Source organism: Halomonas lysinitropha (assembly GCF_902500215.1).
Taxonomy (GTDB): domain Bacteria; phylum Pseudomonadota; class Gammaproteobacteria; order Pseudomonadales; family Halomonadaceae; genus Halomonas; species Halomonas lysinitropha.
Window position 1 is genome coordinate 335,315 of sequence record NZ_CABVOU010000027.1, and the last position, 17,898, is coordinate 353,212.

At 66.1% G+C, this 17,898-nt stretch carries 16 protein-coding genes; 5 read left to right on the top strand and 11 right to left on the bottom strand.

Features of this window, described 5'->3' with window-relative positions:
- Together nosP and HALO32_RS06075 are read left to right on the top strand one after the other, a co-directional pair.
- Positions 1 to 1,200: a nitric oxide-sensing protein NosP gene (gene nosP, locus HALO32_RS06070; RefSeq protein ID WP_151442877.1), complete on the top strand. Its 1,200-nt coding sequence runs from the start codon at positions 1 to 3 to the stop codon at positions 1,198 to 1,200.
- Positions 1,130 to 2,530: a hybrid sensor histidine kinase/response regulator gene (locus tag HALO32_RS06075; protein WP_151442878.1), complete on the top strand. Its 1,401-nt coding sequence runs from the start codon at positions 1,130 to 1,132 to the stop codon at positions 2,528 to 2,530. Before nosP ends, HALO32_RS06075 begins: the two co-directional genes overlap by 71 nt.
- On the opposite strand, the gene HALO32_RS06080 is transcribed toward HALO32_RS06075, so the two are convergent.
- Positions 2,522 to 3,205: a response regulator gene (locus tag HALO32_RS06080; protein ID WP_151442879.1), complete on the bottom strand. Its 684-nt coding sequence runs from the start codon at positions 3,203 to 3,205 to the stop codon at positions 2,522 to 2,524. The two genes, HALO32_RS06075 and HALO32_RS06080, sit on opposite strands and share 9 nt — an antisense overlap.
- Before the next feature lie 137 nt (positions 3,206 to 3,342).
- Here HALO32_RS06080 and exaC point away from each other — a divergent pair, with 137 nt between their 5' ends.
- Both exaC and HALO32_RS06090 read left to right on the top strand, forming a co-directional pair.
- Entirely contained in the window at positions 3,343 to 4,863 is a 1,521-nt protein-coding gene (gene exaC, locus HALO32_RS06085) for an acetaldehyde dehydrogenase ExaC (RefSeq protein WP_151442880.1), read from the top strand.
- A 138-nt stretch (positions 4,864 to 5,001) separates the two neighbouring features.
- Complete coding sequence (locus tag HALO32_RS06090) at positions 5,002 to 5,646, top strand: methyltransferase domain-containing protein (protein ID WP_225809781.1); 645 nt, start codon at positions 5,002 to 5,004, stop codon at positions 5,644 to 5,646.
- An 11-nt stretch (positions 5,647 to 5,657) separates the two neighbouring features.
- Here HALO32_RS06090 and HALO32_RS06095 read toward each other — a convergent pair whose 3' ends face one another.
- On the bottom strand, positions 5,658 to 6,131 hold the full coding sequence (locus HALO32_RS06095) for an RES family NAD+ phosphorylase (RefSeq protein ID WP_151442881.1): 474 nt from the start codon (positions 6,129 to 6,131) through the stop codon (positions 5,658 to 5,660).
- Positions 6,132 to 6,581: an antitoxin Xre/MbcA/ParS toxin-binding domain-containing protein gene (locus HALO32_RS06100; protein ID WP_225809783.1), complete on the bottom strand. Its 450-nt coding sequence runs from the start codon at positions 6,579 to 6,581 to the stop codon at positions 6,132 to 6,134.
- A 268-nt stretch (positions 6,582 to 6,849) separates the two neighbouring features.
- Between HALO32_RS06100 and HALO32_RS06105 the strand changes: the two genes are divergently transcribed.
- Positions 6,850 to 7,269, top strand: a complete 420-nt coding sequence (locus tag HALO32_RS06105) for a secondary thiamine-phosphate synthase enzyme YjbQ (protein ID WP_151442882.1) — start codon at positions 6,850 to 6,852, stop codon at positions 7,267 to 7,269.
- Positions 7,270 to 7,301: 32 nt separating this feature from the next.
- Here the strand turns inward: HALO32_RS06105 and HALO32_RS06110 are convergent, their stop codons facing one another.
- From HALO32_RS06110 to HALO32_RS06145, 8 genes are all read right to left on the bottom strand, one after another.
- Positions 7,302 to 8,351, bottom strand: a complete 1,050-nt coding sequence (locus tag HALO32_RS06110) for a LacI family DNA-binding transcriptional regulator (RefSeq protein ID WP_192576449.1) — start codon at positions 8,349 to 8,351, stop codon at positions 7,302 to 7,304.
- A gap of 107 nt (positions 8,352 to 8,458) precedes the next feature.
- Positions 8,459 to 10,108, bottom strand: a complete 1,650-nt coding sequence (locus HALO32_RS06115) for an alpha-amylase family glycosyl hydrolase (RefSeq protein ID WP_151442883.1) — start codon at positions 10,106 to 10,108, stop codon at positions 8,459 to 8,461.
- Between the two features lie 75 nt (positions 10,109 to 10,183).
- Complete coding sequence (locus HALO32_RS06120; protein ID WP_151442884.1) at positions 10,184 to 11,497, bottom strand: ABC transporter substrate-binding protein; 1,314 nt, start codon at positions 11,495 to 11,497, stop codon at positions 10,184 to 10,186.
- A 76-nt stretch (positions 11,498 to 11,573) separates the two neighbouring features.
- A complete protein-coding gene (locus HALO32_RS06125; RefSeq protein WP_151442885.1) occupies positions 11,574 to 13,244 on the bottom strand; it encodes an alpha-glucosidase in 1,671 nt (556 codons plus the stop codon).
- Between the two features lie 35 nt (positions 13,245 to 13,279).
- Complete coding sequence (locus HALO32_RS06130; protein WP_151442886.1) at positions 13,280 to 14,386, bottom strand: ABC transporter ATP-binding protein; 1,107 nt, start codon at positions 14,384 to 14,386, stop codon at positions 13,280 to 13,282.
- A 49-nt stretch (positions 14,387 to 14,435) separates the two neighbouring features.
- Positions 14,436 to 16,052 carry an alpha-glucosidase gene (locus tag HALO32_RS06135; RefSeq protein ID WP_151443133.1) on the bottom strand — a complete coding sequence of 539 codons (1,617 nt, stop codon included), beginning with the start codon at positions 16,050 to 16,052 and terminating at the stop codon, positions 14,436 to 14,438.
- Between the two features lie 20 nt (positions 16,053 to 16,072).
- On the bottom strand, positions 16,073 to 16,915 hold the full coding sequence (locus HALO32_RS06140) for a carbohydrate ABC transporter permease (protein WP_151442887.1): 843 nt from the start codon (positions 16,913 to 16,915) through the stop codon (positions 16,073 to 16,075).
- Positions 16,912 to 17,898 carry a carbohydrate ABC transporter permease gene (locus HALO32_RS06145; protein ID WP_151442888.1) on the bottom strand — a complete coding sequence of 329 codons (987 nt, stop codon included), beginning with the start codon at positions 17,896 to 17,898 and terminating at the stop codon, positions 16,912 to 16,914. Before HALO32_RS06145 ends, HALO32_RS06140 begins: the two co-directional genes overlap by 4 nt.

The following is a 17,898-nucleotide window of genomic DNA, read 5'->3' on the forward strand; positions in this document are numbered from 1 at the left end:
ATGCTCGATCTCTCTCCCGCTTCGTCCGTCTCCCTTGACCCTCTCGATGCGTCTTTGCCGCTGCGCACGGCGGTCAGCCGATGCCGGGACCCTGGTGAAGCCGCCCGGGAACTGGCCGGGGCGCTATGGCATACCGACCTCGGCTTCGTGCTGTTCTTCTGCAGCGCCGAGTATCCCCTGGCGTCGCTCTCGGCCGCTCTGAACGAGGCCTTCGATGGGGTGCAAGTGGCCGGTTGCACCACCGCCGGGGAGATCACCCCCGAGGGCTACGAGCGGGGCTGTATCGTTGCCATCGGCCTCGATCGTCGCCACTTCGCCGTTTCCTGTGCGCTGGTTGATGACCTGGCGGGCTTCGACCTGATCCGTGCCCAGCGGCTGGTCGACGGCCTGCTGGACGACTGTCGCGGTCGGGCCCTGGCGCCGGTGGCCGAACATAGCTTCGCCCTGACCCTGCTCGATGGCCTTTCCAGCTGCGAGGAGCAGGTGCTGGCGACCCTGGATGCCGCCCTGGGTCGAATCCCCAGCTTCGGCGGCTCCGCCGGCGACGACAATCGCCTGGCCCATACCCATGTGCATGCCGAAGGCCGTTTCCACGGCCAGGCGGCGGTGGTAGTGGTGATCAACACCCGGCTGCCCTTCGAGGTTTTCACTACCCACCACCTGCGCCCGCGGGACGAGAAACTGGTGGTTACCCGCGCCGACCGCGAGCGCCGCCGCGTGCTGGAGCTCAACGCCCTGCCGGCCGCCGAGGAGTATGCCCGGCTGGTGGGCTTGCCGGTCGAGGCCTTGGCGCCCGAGGTGTTCGCCCGCCATCCGCTGGCGGTGCGCCTGGGCGAAGCGCATTTCGTGCGCTCCATCCAGCGGGTCAACGACGACGGCAGCCTCAGCTTCTATTGCGCGGTGGAGAACGGCATCGTGCTCACCGCCATGCAGCCGGCCCCGCTGCTGGAGGATCTCGAGGCGGTGTTTAGCGGACTTACCGCGCGGCTCGGCGAGCCGGCGCTGATCATCGGCTGCGACTGCTTCCTGCGCCGACTCGAACTGGAGGCCCTGGGACGGATGGCGCCGGCGTCGCGGCTGCTGGGCCGCTCGCGGGTGATCGGCTTCAACACCTACGGGGAGCAGCACCATGGCATGCACATCAACCAGACCTTCACCGGGGTCGCCATTGGATCTCGCCCGGCTACGGGAGACGCCTGACGACGCCAGCCCGCGGGAGCAGGAACTGCTGGAGGAGAACGCGCGGCTGAGACGGATTGCCACGGCCCTGATGGAGCGCGTGGAGTCGGCGGGCGTGGCGGGCGCCGCGCCCTACGCGGCTTTCGAGCATGCGGTGCTGCTCGCTGAACAGGTGCGCGAGCGCACCGAGACCCTGCAGCATACCCTCGCCGAACTGCATGCTGCCAAGGCGGAAGCCGAGGCGGCCAACCTCTCCAAGACCCGTTTCCTGGCCGCGGTGAGCCACGACCTGCTGCAGCCGCTGAATGCGGCCCGGCTGTTTACCAGCGCGCTGGAGGAGCACTCCCTGCCCGAGCCCTCGACCCGGCTGGTAGGCCATATCGGCCGCTCGCTCAAGGACGTGGAGGCGTTGCTCGGCACCCTGGTGGACATCTCGCGGCTCGATGCCGGGGTGCTCGAGCCGGATATTGCCCCCTTTCCCGTGGCTCAACTGCTCGACGTGCTGGCCGAGGAGTATCGCCAGATGGCCGCGGCCCGGGGGCTCGAACTGCACTACGTGGGCAGCGGCGCGGTGGTTTCCTCCGATCTGGCGCTGCTGGCCCGGGTGGTGCGCAACTTCCTGACCAATGCCATCCGCTACACCGGGCGCGGCAAGATCCTGCTGGGCTGCCGGCGCCGCTCCGAGGGGGTCGAGATTCTGGTGGGGGACAGCGGGCCGGGCATTCCCGAGGCGCAGCGCGAGGCGATCTTCCAGGAGTTCCAGCGCCTGGGTGGCAATCACGATGCCGAGGATCGCGGCCTGGGGCTGGGCCTGGCCATCGTCGACCGCATCGCGGGGATGCTCGGCCACCCCCTGCGGCTGGCCAGCGTGCCGGGCCGTGGCTCGTTCTTCTCGGTATTGGTCCCCCATGGTCGACTGCCGCTGATCGACCTTCCCTCTGCCGCCCCGGCGCGCCCGGGGCAGGGGAGTGTCCTGGAGGCGGCGCGGGTCTGGGTCATCGACAACGATCCCGGCATCTGCGCCGGGATGGCCGCGTTGCTCGAGGGCTGGGGTTGCCGGGTGGTGACCGCGGCCTCGCCGGCCGACCTGGAGAACAAGACCGCCGGCGCGGGCGCGGACGTGCTGCTCGTCGACTTCCACCTGGGTGAGGAGGCCCCCGATGGCCTGGCGGTGGCGGCGCGGCTGCGCGAGCGCCAGCCGGGGCTCCCGGTGCTGGTGATCACCGCCAACCACGATGCGGCGATCAAGGGCCTGACCCGCAAGCTCGGCTATGGCTGCCTGCTCAAGCCCCTGAAGCCGCTGCGACTGCGCATGGCCCTGGTCGACCTGCTGGGCGGAGACTCAGCGTGACGGGCCCTGGCGCTCGGCCAGCAGGGCCGCGAGGTCAGCCTCGCCGGCGGCGAGAATCGCCTGGACCCGGCCCGGCACGCCGAGCTTGCGCAGGATCGCCGAGACATGGGTCTTCACCGTGGTCTCGGCGATGTCCAGTTCACGGGCGATCACCTTGTTGGAGGCGCCGCGGCTCAGGCGCAGTAGCACCTCGAGCTGCTTGTCGGTCAGTTCGGCGAAGCGCGGGGCCGGTGAGGGCATGCCGGCCCTGTCGGAGGGGCAGTGGGGGACGGCGGGACGCCGCATGATCTCCGGCGGCAGGTAGACCTGACCCTCCAGCAGCTGGGCCAGCGCCGCGAGCAGGTCACCGCGCGGCGTCGACTTGGGGATGTAGCCGACCGCGCCCAGGTCGAGGGCAGCGAGGATGGTACGCCGCTCCTGATCGGCCGAGAGGATCGCCACCGGCAGCCAGGGGTGGGCCGCCCGCAGCGCCCGCAGGCCCTCGAGCCCGCTGGCATCGGGCAGGCCCAGGTCGAGCAGCACCAGGTCCAGCTCCGCACAGGCCGCGGCACAGTGGAGAGCCTGGTCCAGGCTCTCCGCCTCCAGCAGCCGGCTGTCCGGCAGGCCCGCCTCGATCACCGCTGCAATGGCCTCGCGGAACAGCGGATGGTCATCGGCGACCATCAGGGTATACATGGGTAAAACCTCTCGGCATCGTCTTGGCTCCTGCTGAAGGAGGAGACCCTCTCCTGCCACCGGAGTATGTCGCAGAAGACACACCTGACCAATACTGAGGGGGTATCACCATAACGACAACAGTCAGGAGTCACGCCATGATCTATACCAACCCCGGCCAGCCCGGTTCCGTCGTGTCCTACCAGAAGCGCTACGGCAACTATATCGGTGGCGAGTTCGTCGACCCCGTCAAGGGTCAGTATTTCGACAACGTCAGCCCGGTCAACGGTGAGGTGTTCTGCGAGATTCCCCGCTCCACCGCCGAAGATATCGACAAGGCACTGGACGCCGCTCACCAGGCCGCACCGGCCTGGGGCGCGACCTCGACCACCGAGCGCTCCAATATCCTGCTGAAGATCGCCGACCGCATCGAGCAGAACATCGAGATGCTCGCCGTGGCCGAGACCTGGGACAACGGCAAGGCGGTGCGCGAGACGATCAATGCCGACCTGCCGCTGGCCGTGGATCACTTCCGCTATTTCGCCGGCTGCATCCGCGCCCAGGAGGACACCTCCAGCGCCATCGACAACAACACCGTGGCCTACCACTTCCATGAGCCGCTGGGGGTCGTCGGCCAGATCATTCCCTGGAACTTCCCGATCCTCATGGCCACCTGGAAGCTGGCGCCAGCGCTGGCCGCGGGCAACTGCGTGGTGCTCAAGCCCGCCGAGCAGACCCCGGCCTCGATCCTGGAGCTCATGAAGCTGGTCGGCGATCTGCTGCCGCCGGGCGTGGTCAACATCGTCAACGGCTATGGCGCCGAGGCCGGCCAGGCGCTGGCGACCAGTCAGCGCATCGCCAAGATCGCCTTCACCGGCTCGACCCCGGTGGGCGGACATGTGCTCAAGTGCGCCGCCGAGAACATCATCCCTTCCACCGTGGAACTGGGTGGCAAGTCGCCGAACATCTACTTCGCCGACATCATGAATGCCGAGCCGGAATTCATCGACAAGGCAGCCGAAGGCCTGGTGCTGGCCTTCTTCAACCAGGGTGAAGTCTGCACCTGCCCGTCCCGGGCGCTGATCCAGGAGAGCATGTACGACGCCTTCATGGCCAAGGTCATGGAGCGCACCCTGTCGATCAAGCGCGGCAATCCGCTCGATACCGACGTCCAGGTCGGTGCCCAGGCCTCCCAGGAGCAGTTCGACAAGATCATGTCCTACATGGACATCGCCCGTGAGGAGGGCGCCGAGTTCCTGACCGGGGGTGGACAGGAGGCCATGGATGATGACTTCGGTCGAGGCTTCTATATCCAGCCCACCCTGCTCAAGGGCCACAACAAGATGCGTGTCTTCCAGGAGGAGATATTCGGCCCGGTGGTCGCCGTGACCACCTTCAAGGACCAGGAGGAGGCGCTGGCCATTGCCAATGACACCACGTTCGGCCTGGGGGCCGGCCTGTGGACTCGCGACATGAACGTGGCCTTCCGCATGGGGCGTGGCATCCAGGCCGGGCGTGTCTGGACCAACTGCTACCACCAGTATCCGGCCCATGCCGCCTTCGGCGGCTACAAGAAGTCCGGCATCGGCCGTGAGAACCACAAGATGGCCCTCGAGCACTACCAGCAGACCAAGAACCTGCTGGTCAGCTACGACATCAACCCGATGGGTTTCTTCTGACCGGCGGCGTCGAACGACGCCTCGGAAGCAGCGAACAGGCTATATGGCGCGACGCGAGTCGCGCCTTTTTTGTCTTCGTCGCTACACGTCTTGGCCGCTTTGCGTCATCATCTTCCGCCCGACCCAGATGGAGACAGCATGGCGATGATCGACCTTGAGGCCCCCGACCTCCACCAGGAGCGACTGCGGCGCGTGGTGTCGCTGGTCAGGTCCAGCGGGGCGCGACGGGTGCTCGACCTGGGGTGTGGCTCGGGTGGCCTGCTGCAGTACCTGCTGCGTGACCCGCAGTTCGAGCGGGTGGTGGGCCTGGAACTTTCCGGGGAACTGCTGGCCCAGGCCAAGCTGCGCTTGGAGGATCTGCCCGCTGCCCGCGCGGGGCGTCTCGAACTGGTCTGCGGCTCCTATGCCGATGTCCACCCGGCGCTGGTCGGCTTCGAGGCGGCGGCCATGGTCGAGACCATCGAGCATGTCCCGCCCGAGGCGCTCTCCCGGGTCGAGCGTGCGGTCTTCGCCGGGCTGCGTCCGCACCTGCTGGTAATGACCACCCCCAACCACGAATACAACCCACTTTTCGACATGCCACCGGGCGAGTTCCGCGACCCCGACCACAAGTTCGAGTGGGATCGGGCTCGCTTCCGCGACTGGGCTCTGGGCGTGGCGCGTCGCAACGGCTATCGAGTTCGTTTCTCGGGGGTCGGCAACATGGACGATCATCTTGGTCAGCCGACCCAGGTGGCGTGCTTCACGCCCGTCTGCGATGGACCAGAAAAGTCGGGACACTAGACAGTCAGTTGTTACTTCATGCCCTCGAACAGTCGAGGGTTGTAGATCTGAGTGACGGTTTCGACCAGCCGTATATGTCGGACTTCAGGGTGCAGTGGGTTCACCACGGCAATGTCATCAAGGCCGCCAGCGGCGCAGCTGGGCACCTGGAGGATGAGGTTCTGGTTCGCGGCGAGGAAGTCGGAACCCAGGTGTTGTGTGGATGAAGGGTAGGGGAACTGATCCCAGCCCTCGGGCAGGTCCGACAGCTCTACGGTGTCGATGGCCCTGGTGTCGACCTCGTAGATCCCGAGCACCATGTCTTTTGGCACCTGCCGGGGATTCAGGATGTAATTCCCCATTTCCAGCATGACGACCGATGCTGACAGACCGAAGTACAGCACGGGATGCCCAGCGCGATTCCAGCGTCCGCCGTCACGGTAGCTGCCACCCTGACCGGACAGGTCATGTAGATAACGTTCTTTCGTGATTCGGTATAGCTTCATTCAGCTGAACTCGCCGAACTCGATCTTTCCGAGCACATCTCGCACCATGTCTCGCCCGGCGAATGTGTCGAACAGGTCCACGGGCCGGGATCCGCCAAGCGCTCGCACTTCGCTGTGCAGCCATTCTTTAGCGATCTCCTGGTCGCCGAACACTCTAGCGGCCTCGACGTAGACCTTCAGCGTATCGAGGATTTCCTCAGTTTGAGCGCGCCCAAGCGCCTTCTTTTTGTACAGCCGATGCAGATTGCCCGAGTCGGTCTCCAGCAACCTCACAAAGACATCCCTGTCATCACTCAGGGCATTCACCGCCTTTTGCAGCATGCGGCCTGAGAGACCTTCCCTGACGGTCCGGATGAAGGCCACTTGGTTGGTGTACACCTCTCGGGGCAGGCCGATATCAGCCAGCATGCGGGTATCGTCGTTGTGGCTATCCTGGTCGATGATATCCATTACTACCTCCATCTTCCGATTCGGTACATCTCAAGCGAGACTCAGAATACGTCAAAATGACGTTATATTCACATCATTGTGACCCGGCCTCCTCATCTCTTCTGATCCACCCGATCTCTCCTGGCCCTGCCCATGCCCCCGACAACCCCTCCATGCCCTCAACCCGCCTCATTCATGAGGTCGACATTGAGCGCCTGGCCCTGTCCTTTGTTGTGGCGGCGGGTCGCGCTAGCATGGCGACATCTACCCTCCCACCTCAGGAGTCGCCATGTGGCAACAGCAGGAACTGCGTCTCGCGCCGCGCTCGCGCGGCTTCCATCTGATCACCGACGAGGTCGTGTCCGGACTGCCGTGGCTCGGCGAGGTGGCCACCGGGCTGCTGCACCTTCAACTGCTGCATACCTCGGCGTCGCTGACCCTCAACGAGAACGCCGACCCTGACGTGCGCCATGACCTGGATGCCTTCCTGCGCGAGCGGATCCCCGGCGATCTGCCCTATTTCCGTCATACCCTCGAGGGGCCGGACGATATGCCGGCCCATGTCTGCGCCAGCCTGCTCGGTACCCAGCTGACCCTGGCAGTCCGCGACGGGCGCCTGGCCCTTGGCACCTGGCAGGGGCTATGGCTGGGCGAGCACCGCGAGCATGGCGGGACGCGACGGCTGATCGCCACCCTCAACGGGGCCTGATCCGCGCCCTGCTCCCATGCGCGGGGCGGGGGTCAGGGGCAGGTGTCGCCGATCAGCAGTTCGGTGGTCATGACGCGGGACTCGGCGGGTTCCAGCCCCAGGATCATGCGTGCGGCGATGCGGCCCTTCTCGGTGCTGTCCTGGCGGATGGTGGTCAGCTGAGGGGCGCGATACTGTCCCTCGGCGATGCCGTCGAAGCCGGTGATGCGCAGGTCCTCGGGGATGCGCAGGCCACGCTGCTCGGCGAGCGTTACCACGGTCAGGGCGATGCGGTCGGACATGCACAGCAGCAGGTCGGGTCGCTCGGCATCCGGCAGATCGAGGATCTCCTCGATCACCGGGGTGCAGACCTCGAAGGTGTTCTCCTCGATGTTCCACATCGGCACCTCGGCCGGGTCGAGGCCGGCCTCGACGAAGGCCTTCTGGAAACCGGCGAGGCGGGCTCGGGTGATGGTACGTTCGGCCGAAAGCAGCGCCTGGTCACTGCCGATTCGGCCGTTGCAGGGCTGCTCGGTCAGCCGCAGGTTGATCACCGCGGGGCGTCGGGTCGGCGTCTTGAGGGCATGCCGGGCGATGGCATGGCACGCCGGCTCGTTGTCGATGTGCACCGCGGCGTGATCGTCGATATTGAAGTCCACCGCCACCAGGGGACGCTCGGGCGGGAGGTCGGAGAACAGCTTCAGGCTGGGCATCAGGCCATAGATGATGAAGCCGTCGGCGATGCTCGAGGCGCCGGGCACGCTGGCAGCGTTCTGGCGCCCCGACAGCAGCAGCAGGGTATGGCCACGGGTGTCGAGTACCTCGGCGATGCCCGAGAGCAGTTCGCTCGCCACGGCATCGTTGAGGCTGTAGGTGAGGGTCTCGGCGAGGATCACGGCGATGATCTGGGAGCGGCCCGTGCGCAGGCTGCGAGCCCGGGCATCGGGACCGCTGTAGCCCACGCGCTGCGCCTCGCTGAGGATATGCGCGCGCAGTTTCGGGGAGAGCTGATCGGGCCGGTTGAAGGCGTTGGAGATGGTGGCGGTGGAGACGTCGAGCTCGCGAGCCAGGTCCTTCAATGTGATGCGGCGAGAGGGGGGCACGAGTTCGACTCCATAAGGCTGTAACGATTTAGTTAGCAGCCTAGCATGGACCGGCAGGGACAGGGTAGCCACCCGAGGCGAGCCCCGGGCGTCCGTTCGCGACGCTGTCAGACAATGTGCAGCCAGGCCGCCTGGCCGGGCTCCATGATCAGCTGTCGGCCTTCCCGGAGCGGCGTCGCCATGCCCGGCAGGGCCAGACTGGACCCTCCATCGGCGCCGGGTATCAAGGCGTCGAGATCGATCTTCACCCGATCACTCGTTGCCTGGCCGAGATGCGCCAGGCACAGCAGGCGCTGTTCGCCGTCATGACGCAGCACGCCGAAGACCCCGTCAGGGAGATTGGCGTGATCGATCAGCGTCTGTTCACCCTGGCGCAGCAACAGGGTGCCACCGCGCAGCGCAAGCAGCCGGCGGACCCGGGCCAGCAGGCTGTCGGTCATTGCGTCCTGGCGCGCGACGGCCAGCGGCCGGTGCCGCTCGAACACCGGCAGCCAGGGGGCGAGGCCCTCGAGGCAGAAGCCGCCGTTCGGTGCATCCTCCCAGACCATCGGCGTACGGCAGCCGTCGCGTCCCTTGACCTCGGGCCACAGGTTGATGCCGAAGGGGTCCTGGAGATCCTCATAGGCCAGCTCGGCCTCGGGCAGGCCGAGCTCCTCGCCCTGGTAGAGGCAGAGGCTGCCGCGCAGCGAGCAGAGCACGGTCAGCGCCAGCAGCGCGCGCTCCTCGCCCCAACTGGTCGCGCTGCGCTCGACGTCGTGGTTGGAGAGTGCCCAGCACGGCCAGGTGTCCTCGCCGAGCTCCCGGTAGCGCGCCAGCACGTCGTGAAGCTCGGTGGCGTCGCCAGTTGAACCCAGCAGGTCAAAGGTGTAGGCCATGTGCAGGCGCGACTCACCCTGTGTGTAGGCGGCCATGGTCGGCAACTGGTCGTTGCCGGCGATCTCGCCCACGGTGGTGGCCCCCGGGTACTCGTCGAGCAGCGCGCGGATCCGCTCCAGGTAGGCGAGGTTCTCGGGCTGCTCGATGTTGTGCTTCTGGAACTGGTAGCTCTGGGGGTTGCCGGGCTGTACCCGTTCGCGGGGCATGGGTGGGTTGTCGGTCAGCGCGGGGTCGTGGAAGTAGTAGTTGACCACGTCGAAGCGGAAGCCGTCGACGCCGAGGTCGAGCCAGAAGCACAGGTTGTCGAGCTGCGCCTGCTGCACCTCGGGGTGGTGGAAGTTGAGGTCCGGCTGGCTGGGCAGGAAGTTGTGCAGGTAATACTGCTGGCGCCGGGCGTCGAAGGTCCAGGCGCGACCGCCGAAGGCCGCCATCCAGTTGTTGGGCGGGTTGCCGTCCGGCCGGGGATCGGCCCAGACGTACCAGTCGGCCCTGGCATTGGTGCGATCCTGGCGGCTCTCCTGAAACCAGGCATGCTGGTCGGAGCTGTGGGAGAGCACCTGGTCGATGATCACCCGCAGGCCCAGGCCATGGGCACGCTCGACCAGGGCACGGAAGTCATCCAGGGTGCCGAACATGGGGTCGACGTCGCGATAGTCGGCCACGTCGTAGCCGAAGTCGTCCATCGGCGAGGTGAAGAAGGGCGAGAGCCAGATGGCATCGACGCCGAGACTCGCGACATGATCGAGCCGTTCGGTGATGCCGTTGAGATCCCCGGTGCCGTCGCCGTTGGCATCCAGGAAGCTGCGTGGGTAGATCTGGTAGAGGGTGGCGCCGCGCCACCAGTCGTGTCGGTCGTGCAGGCGCTGTTGGGAAAGGGTCATGCAAGCCTCGAATTATCGTGGAGGGCCTGGCGGCCCTCCGTGAGTCATGGTCTGCGGTGTGGACAAGGGGCGGGATCACCAGCGGCGGCTGAGGCGGCGCAGCTCGCCCTCGAGCTGCTGCACGGCGGCGGTACCGTCGAGGTCGCCGGATAGCACCGAATGCACGCGGTTGAAGAAGGCATTGGAGACCCGCGGGTAGTCGCTGCCGGTCACGGTGGCGGGACGCGGTACGCCATTGGTCAGGGTCTCGTAGAGCTCGCCCATGGAGGGATTGCTGGCCAGTACCTCCTCGTCCTCGTAGAGCGCCTCGATGGTGGGGTTCATGCCGATCTCGATGGCATGCTCCTTCTGCTGGGCCTCGGCGGTCAGGTAGGCGACCAGGTCGGCCGCGACGTCGGGGTGTTCGGAATAGCGCGACACCGCCCAGTTCCAGCCCCCGAGGGTGGCCACGCTCCTGCTTTCGCCGCCCGGAGCCGCGTCGCCGGGGCCCTCGGGACCGCGTGGCAGCGGGGCCATGCCCACCTTGCCGGCCACCTCGCTGCCCTCCCCGTTGGCCAGCGACCAGACATAGGGCCAGTTGCGCAGGAACAGCGCATTGCCGGACTGGAAGATGCCGCGGGTCTCCTCCTCGGTATGGTTGAGGGTGCCCTCCGGGGAGATGTCGTCGATCCAGGAGGCGGCCAGGTCCAGGGCCTCGGCGGCGCGGGCGTTGTTGATGGTGACGTTGCCCTCATCGTCGACGATGGTGCCGCCACCGTGGCTCGCCACCCATTCCAGGGCATTGGTGGTCAGGCCCTCGTAGGCGCGGCCCTGGAAGGTGTAGCCCCAGAAGCCGTCATTGCCCGCCTCGCGCTCCGCGGCCTGCACCTCGCGCGCGGTCTCGGTCAGCTCCCGCCAGGTCTCGGGCACCTCATGGCCGTACTGCTCGAGGAGGTCCTTGCGGTAGTAGAGCAGCCCGGCATCGGTGAACCAGGGGATGGCCATCAACTTGCCATCGACGGTGTTGTTCTCGATCAGCGCCGGGAAGATGCCTTCGGTGGCATCCGCCGGCAGGTACTCGGAGAGGTCCACCAGATGGTCGGCGAGCAGGCCCGGCCAGACGATGTCGATCATCAGCACGTCGATGTCCCTGGACTGGCTGCCGAGCAGCTGCTGGTAGAGCGAGAGCTTCTCGGTGGCGTCGTTGGGGGTGGAGACGACATTGACCTCGTGGCCGGTCTCCTCCGCCCAGCGCTCGGCGAGCACCGGGCAGTAGTCGGCGGCGTCGCCGGGGCCACAGGCGATGGCGATCTCCGCCGCCAGGGTATTTTGGGCGGCTAGTGCCGAACCGCCCAGGAGCAGGGAACCGATCAAGGCGTGGTGGTATCGCTTGGGATTGTTGAGGTTCATGGGAGTGGACTCCTGAGGTTGTCGTTGTAAGGGGGCGGTGGGGTCTCCACCTGCCATGCAGACCCGAGGCACGGGCTCAGGGGTGCCAGATCGCTTGTCTTGTGTCGCAATCCGGACAGCGGGCGATGGCGATGCCATAGGCCGGCAGCCGCAGCGTGCCGCCCTGCCAGCTGCCGTTGACCATCGAAGGTGCATCGTCGAGGGCGTGGGCCTCCCGGGGAGCGCCCAGCTCGCGAGGCTCGCCGGCGAAATTGAGGGCCACCAGCAGCCTCTCACCCCGGTGACGGCGCTCGAGGCAGATGACGTCATTGCGCAGCGGGTGATAGCGGATGTCGCCCTTGATCAGCGCCGGCTGGGTGCGGCGGAAGCCCAGGAAGGCGCGAGTGGCGTTGAGCAGCGAGTCGGGATCTTGCTCCTGCTGGTCCACCGCCAGCCCCCGGTGTTCCGCGGGGATCGGCAGCCAGGGAGCCGAGTCCGAGAAGCCGGCATTCGGGGCATCGGCCTGCCAGGGCATGGGCGTGCGGCAGCCATCGCGCCCCTTATAGGCCGGCCAGAAGGTAATGCCGGCGGGGTCGACCAGCTGATCGAAGGTCAGCTGGGCCTCGTTCAGGCCCAGCTCCTCGCCCTGGTAGAGGCAGATGCTGCCGCGCTGGGTGAGCAGGAAGGCCAGGTAGAGACGCAGCTTTTCGGCGTGGCCCTCGGCGCCCCAGCGGCTGGCCAGGCGGGTGACGTCGTGGTTGCCCAGCGCCCAGCAGGGCCAGCCATCGCCGAGGCGGGCCTCCATCTCCTCCAGCGGTGCGAGCAGGTGTCCAGGGTCGGCATTCTCGGTCAAGAGGTTGAACGAGTAGCACATGTGCAGGCGCTTGCTACCCTGGGTGTACTCGGCCATCACGCCCAAGGAGTCGTCGTCGCCCACCTCGCCGACGCTGGTGGTGCCGGGGTACTCGTCAAGCAGCGCACGCAGCCGCTCCAGGAAGACCAGGTTCTCCGGCTGGGTCTTGTCGTGGATATGCTGCTGGTAGCCATAGGGGTTGTCGGGCCGCACCCCGATAAAGCCCTCGACGATCTCCTCCCGGGGCGGGTTGTCCTTGAGCTCGCCGTGGGTGCAGAAGTTGACCGCATCCAGGCGAAAGCCGTCGACGCCACGCTCCAGCCAGAAGCGCACCTCGTCGAGGATCGCCTCGACCACTGCCGGGTTGCGGAAGTTGAGGTCCGGCTGCTCGACCAGGAAGTTGTGCAGGTAGTACTGGCAGCGCCGGGTGTCCCACTGCCAGGCGCTGCCGCCGAAGATCGCCTGCCAGTTGGTGGGCGGGGCGCCATCGGGGCGGGGGTCGGCCCAGACGTACCAGTCGGCCTTGGGATTGTCGCGGCTTTCACGGCTCTCCTGGAACCAGGGGTGCGCATCAGAGGTATGGGAGAGCACCTGGTCGATGGTGACCCTGAGGCCGCGGGCATGGGCCTCCTCCACCAGTCGGTCGAAGTCCTCGAGCGTGCCGAACATCGGGTCGACGTCGCGATAGTCACTGACGTCATAGCCGAAGTCCTTCATCGGCGAGGGGAAGAAAGGCGACAGCCAGATGGCGTCGACATTCAGCGAGGCGATGTAGTCGAGCCGGTCGATCACGCCCTGCAGGTCGCCTATGCCATCGCCACGGGTGTCCTGGAAGCTGCGGGGATAGATCTGGTAGATCACCGCCCCGCGCCACCACTCCTGCTGCACATCGTAAGGGGATTGAGAGAAGGGCATCCGGGTCTCCCGGTCACTGGGTGAGGTGGGAAGGGTCAGGCCGCCCGGCGTCGCTTGGCGATCTCCAGGGCCTGGTCCTCGGTGTCGAACAGGTGCACATGCTCGAGGTCCGGGACCAGCGCTACCCGCTGGCCGAGGCTCCAGCGGCTGGGCGCCTCGCTGCGGTGAATGAGCAGGGTGTCGCCGACCTTGGGTTCGAGATAGACATAGACCTCGTTGCCCAGGTACTCGACGTTGACGATCTCGAAGCTGTTTTCGCCCTCCGCCTCGGCCAGGCGCAGGTGTTCGGGACGCACGCCGAGCGACAGGTCAACCCCGACATGCTTTCCGCTCGCATCCTGGGGCAGCGATAGCTCGCCGATGCCAGGGGTCCTCACCCTGCAACCCTCCTGGGTACCGTCAAGCAGTTCGGCCGGCATAAAGTTCATGGTGGGGGAGCCGATAAAGCCCGCGACGAACTTGGTCGCCGGTTGCAGGTAGAGCGTCTGGGGGCTGCCGACCTGCTCGATGCGCCCGTCGCGCAGTACCACGATCTTGTCGGCCAGGGTCATGGCTTCTACCTGGTCGTGGGTGACGTAGATCATGGTGGAGCCCAGGCGATGGTGCAGGCGGGCGATCTCGTTGCGCATCTGCACCCGCAGCGAGGCGTCCAGGTTGGAGAGCGGCTCGTCGAACAGCAGAATGCGCGGCTCCCGTGCCATGGCGCGGCCCATGGCCACGCGCTGACGCTGGCCGCCGGAGAGCTCCTTGGGCTTGCGATGCAGCAGTTCCTCGAGCTGCAGAATGCGGGCCGTGGCCATCACCCGGTCATCGACGGTCTCCTTGGCCATCTTGGCCAGCTTCAGGCCGAACGCCATGTTCTCGTAGACCGTCATGTGCGGGTAGAGGGCATAGGACTGGAACACCATGCCGACACCGCGCTCGCGAGGCGGCAGGTCGTTGACCACGTCGTCGCCGATCCTCAGCTCGCCGTCGCTGATCGACTCTAGTCCGGCGATCAGGCGCAGCAGGGTCGACTTGCCGCAGCCCGAGGGACCGACGAAGACCACGAATTCGCCGTCGCCGACCTGCAGGTCGACATTCTTGATGATGTGGTCGTGCCCGAAGGTCTTGTTGAGTTTTTCCAGGGTCACGCTGGCCATCTTGCGACTCCTTGCCGGCCTCGGGGCCGGCCCTTGTTGTGATGTCGTGCTATCGGTCGAGTTTGAGGTAGGCGGCCTGGTAGGCCGGGAGCGTCAGGACATCGCCGTCGAGTGCCGCCACGAAGCCATGGCCCTGGAGCAGCGAGCCGGACTGCGGCAGCGCCGTGCTCAAGGTCTTGGCACCGAGGTTGAAGACGCACAGCAGCCGCTCATCATCGCTCTGGCGAATGAAGCCAAGCAGCTCCTCGCCGACGTCGACCAGGCTGAGGTCGCCGTCGAACAGCGCCGGATGCGTACGACGGAAGTCCAGCAGTGCGCGGGTGGCGTTGAGCGGCGAGTCGGGATCGGCCTGCTGCACCTCGACGGCCAGCGGCAGGTGGCGCTCCTCCACCGGTAGCCAGGGCTCCACGCCCGAAAACCCGCCCTGCGGGTCCTGACGCCAGGGCATCGGCGTGCGGCAGCCATCGCGACCCTTGAACTCCGGCCACAGCACCTTGCCGTAGGGGTCCTGGATGCGCTCGAAGGGCACGTCGGCCTCGGGCAGGCCAAGTTCCTCGCCCTGATAGAGACAGACACTCCCGCGCAGCGAGAAGAGCATGGCCAGCATCACCTTGGGATACGCCACCGGGTCTTCATCCTGCCCCCAGCGGGAGGCGCTTCGCTCCACGTCGTGGTTGGAGGTTGCCCAGCAGGGCCAGGCGTCTCCCGCAAGGCGCTGAAAGCGCTCGATCACTTTGCGGAGGTAGGCGGGCGAGTGGGGCGCGTTGAGCAGGTCGAAGGTGTAAGCCATGTGCAGCTTGTCGCCGCCGGCGGTGTATTCGGCCATGCGCTCGAGCGGGTTGTCGTCGCCGATCTCGCCCACCGTGGTGGTGCCGGGTAATTCATCCATCAGCGCACGCAGCTCGCGCAGGAAGTCCAGGTTCTCCGGGCGGCTGATGTCGTGGACATGGCGCTGCCAGGTGTAGGGGTTGGCCTCTGGCGCGCCCAGGGTCTTGGCTTCACCGGCGGGAACCGGCGGATTGTCGCGCAGTTCGACATCGTGGAAATAGAAGTTGACGGTGTCCAGGCGAAAGCCGTCGACGCCCAGCTCCAGCCAGAAGCGCATGTTGTCCAGTTGCGCCTGCCTGACCTCGGGGTGATGGAAGTTGAGGTCGGGTTGGCTGGTCAGGAAGTTGTGCAGATAGTACTGGCGGCGGCGGGAATCGAAGGTCCAGGCCGGGCCGCCAAAGATCGACAGCCAGTTGTTGGGCGGCGTGCCGTCGGGCTTGGGGTCGGCCCAGACGTACCAGTCGGCCTTGGCATTGGTGCGATCGGCGCGGCTCTCCCTGAACCAGGGGTGCTGGTCCGAGGAGTGGCTGATGACCTGATCGATCATCACCTTCAGGCCCAGCGCGTGGGCCTTCGTCAGCAGCGCCTTGAAGTCGTCCAGGGTGCCGAACATCGGATCGATCCCCCGGTAGTCGCTGACGTCGTAGCCGAAGTCGAGCATCGGCGAGGTGAAGAAGGGCGACAGCCAGATGCCGTCCACGTTCAGGCTGGCGACGTAGTCCAGCTTCTCGGTAATACCCGCCAGGTCGCCAATCCCATCCTGATTGGCGTCCATGAAGCTTCGCGGGTAGATCTGGTAGATGACGCCGCCGCGCCACCAGGTCAGGTTGTCTTGCATCTTGGGATCCATGTGTTGGTTCATCCTTTGACGGCGCCGGCGGTCAGGCCGGAGACGATGCGGCGCTGGAAGACCATCACCAGAATCACCAGAGGGACGGTGACGGTCACCGAGGCGGCCATGATCGGCCCCCAGGGCAATTCATGCTGGCTACCGCCGGAGATCAGGGCGATCGCCACCGGCACGGTGCGCTGGTCGTCGGTGAGGGTGAAGGTCAGGGCGAAGAGGAATTCGTTCCAGGCGGCGATGAAGGCCAGCAGCCCGGTGGTCGCCATGGCCGGCCACATCAGCGGGAGGAATACCTTGGTGATGGTCACCCAGGGGGTGGCGCCATCCATGATCGCCGCTTCTTCCAGCTCCATGGGCAGCTGCTTCATGAAGGTGGTCAGCACCCAGACGGTGAAGGGCAGGGTGAAGATGGTGTAGCTGAGGATCAGGCCGGCCGGGTTGTTGTAGAGGCCGAGTCCCCGGATCACCTCGAAGAGCCCTGAGAGCACCGCTACCTGGGGAAACATCGATACGCCGAGGATCACGAGCAAGACGGTGGTACGCCCACGGAAGCGGACTCGGCCCAGCGCGTAGGAGGCGGTGATGCCGAGCAGCAGGGCAATGAAGACCACGGAGAGCGAGACGATGATGGAGTTGGCGATGGCACGCACGAAGCTCTTCTGGGTGAAGATCTGCACGTAATTGCCGAAATCCACCGTCGACAGCCAGAAGTCGACCCGGAACAGCTCGCTGGAGGGTTTCAGTGAGGTGATCACGGCGTAGTAGAAGGGAAAGATGGCATAGACCATCACCACAGCAATCAAGGCATAGAACCCGACCCGCTTGGCGAGCTTGGTCAGCTGATACTGGTTCATTGGTCCACTCCCAATTGACGGCGGCCGAGATAGAGGTAGATCACCACGGCCAGGGCGATGATCAGGAACAGCATCGTCGAGGCGGCACTGCCGTAACCCACATCCTGGAACTCGACCAGCTGCTGGCGGGCGTAGATCGACATGGTCATGGTGCTGGTGGAATTGGAGGTCAGCACATAGATCACGTCGAATACCCGCAGGGCGTCGAGCAGACGGAAGATCACCGCCACCATCAGCGCCGGGGTGATCAGCGGCAGGGTAACCCTGAAGAACACTCGCACCGGATGGATGCCGTCGACCTCGGCGGCCTCGTAGCAGTCCTTGGGCAGCATCTGCAGGGCAGCCAGCACCAGCAGGGCGACGAAGGGGATGGTCTTCCAGACATCGACCATGATCACCGCCCACATGGAGTAGCTGGCGCTGGCGGTCCAGGCGATGGGCGAGTCGATGATGCCGATCGCCATCAGCATGTGGTTGATGATCCCGAACTGGTCATTGAGCATCCAGGCCCACATTTTGGCCGAGACGATGGTGGGGATCGCCCAGGGGATCAGCACCGCGGCGCGCACCAGCATGCGGCCCTTGAACTCGGCGTTGAGCAGCAGGGCGACGATGATGCCGAAAACCACCTCCAGCGACACCGAGACGGCGCTGAAATAGAGCGTGTTCCACACCGAGTTCCACCACACGGGGTCGGTGAGCAGGCCGTACCAAGCGCCGTCGTCATAGACCAGGTAGTTCTCGATGCCGATGAAGGCGGCCCCGGCGGTATCCGACAGCGAGGCATCGGTGAAGCTGAAGTAGAAGGTGCGCAGCAGGGGCCAGCCGGCGACCAGCGCCAGCGCCACCAGCATGGGGAGGAGAAACAGCCAGGCGGCGCGAACCCGCTGGCGGCGCACCTTAGTGCCGCGATAGCCCCCCTTGGGGGGGCGCACGGTAGATTGGACCGCCTGCGGCGTGGGATCGGTTGCGGGAGTCGACAT

Excerpts from the sequence above, each read along its gene's own strand:
- HALO32_RS06115 (WP_151442883.1), bottom strand. The coding sequence starts at position 10,108 with ATGACCCTTTCCCAACAGCGCCTGCACGACCGACACGACTGGTGGCGC.
- nosP (WP_151442877.1), top strand. The coding sequence starts at position 1 with ATGCTCGATCTCTCTCCCGCTTCGTCCGTCTCCCTTGACCCTCTCGAT.
- HALO32_RS06080 (WP_151442879.1), bottom strand. The coding sequence starts at position 3,205 with ATGTATACCCTGATGGTCGCCGATGACCATCCGCTGTTCCGCGAGGCC.
- HALO32_RS06100 (WP_225809783.1), bottom strand. The coding sequence starts at position 6,581 with ATGGATATCATCGACCAGGATAGCCACAACGACGATACCCGCATGCTG.
- HALO32_RS06140 (WP_151442887.1), bottom strand. The coding sequence starts at position 16,915 with ATGAACCAGTATCAGCTGACCAAGCTCGCCAAGCGGGTCGGGTTCTAT.
- HALO32_RS06135 (WP_151443133.1), bottom strand. The coding sequence starts at position 16,052 with ATGCAAGACAACCTGACCTGGTGGCGCGGCGGCGTCATCTACCAGATC.
- HALO32_RS06120 (WP_151442884.1), bottom strand. The coding sequence starts at position 11,497 with ATGAACCTCAACAATCCCAAGCGATACCACCACGCCTTGATCGGTTCC.
- HALO32_RS06095 (WP_151442881.1), bottom strand. The coding sequence starts at position 6,131 with ATGAAGCTATACCGAATCACGAAAGAACGTTATCTACATGACCTGTCC.
- HALO32_RS06125 (WP_151442885.1), bottom strand. The coding sequence starts at position 13,244 with ATGCCCTTCTCTCAATCCCCTTACGATGTGCAGCAGGAGTGGTGGCGC.
- HALO32_RS06075 (WP_151442878.1), top strand. The coding sequence starts at position 1,130 with ATGGCATGCACATCAACCAGACCTTCACCGGGGTCGCCATTGGATCTC.
- HALO32_RS06090 (WP_225809781.1), top strand. The coding sequence starts at position 5,002 with ATGGCGATGATCGACCTTGAGGCCCCCGACCTCCACCAGGAGCGACTG.
- HALO32_RS06105 (WP_151442882.1), top strand. The coding sequence starts at position 6,850 with ATGTGGCAACAGCAGGAACTGCGTCTCGCGCCGCGCTCGCGCGGCTTC.
- HALO32_RS06130 (WP_151442886.1), bottom strand. The coding sequence starts at position 14,386 with ATGGCCAGCGTGACCCTGGAAAAACTCAACAAGACCTTCGGGCACGAC.
- HALO32_RS06145 (WP_151442888.1), bottom strand. The coding sequence starts at position 17,898 with ATGTCGACTCCCGCAACCGATCCCACGCCGCAGGCGGTCCAATCTACC.
- exaC (WP_151442880.1), top strand. The coding sequence starts at position 3,343 with ATGATCTATACCAACCCCGGCCAGCCCGGTTCCGTCGTGTCCTACCAG.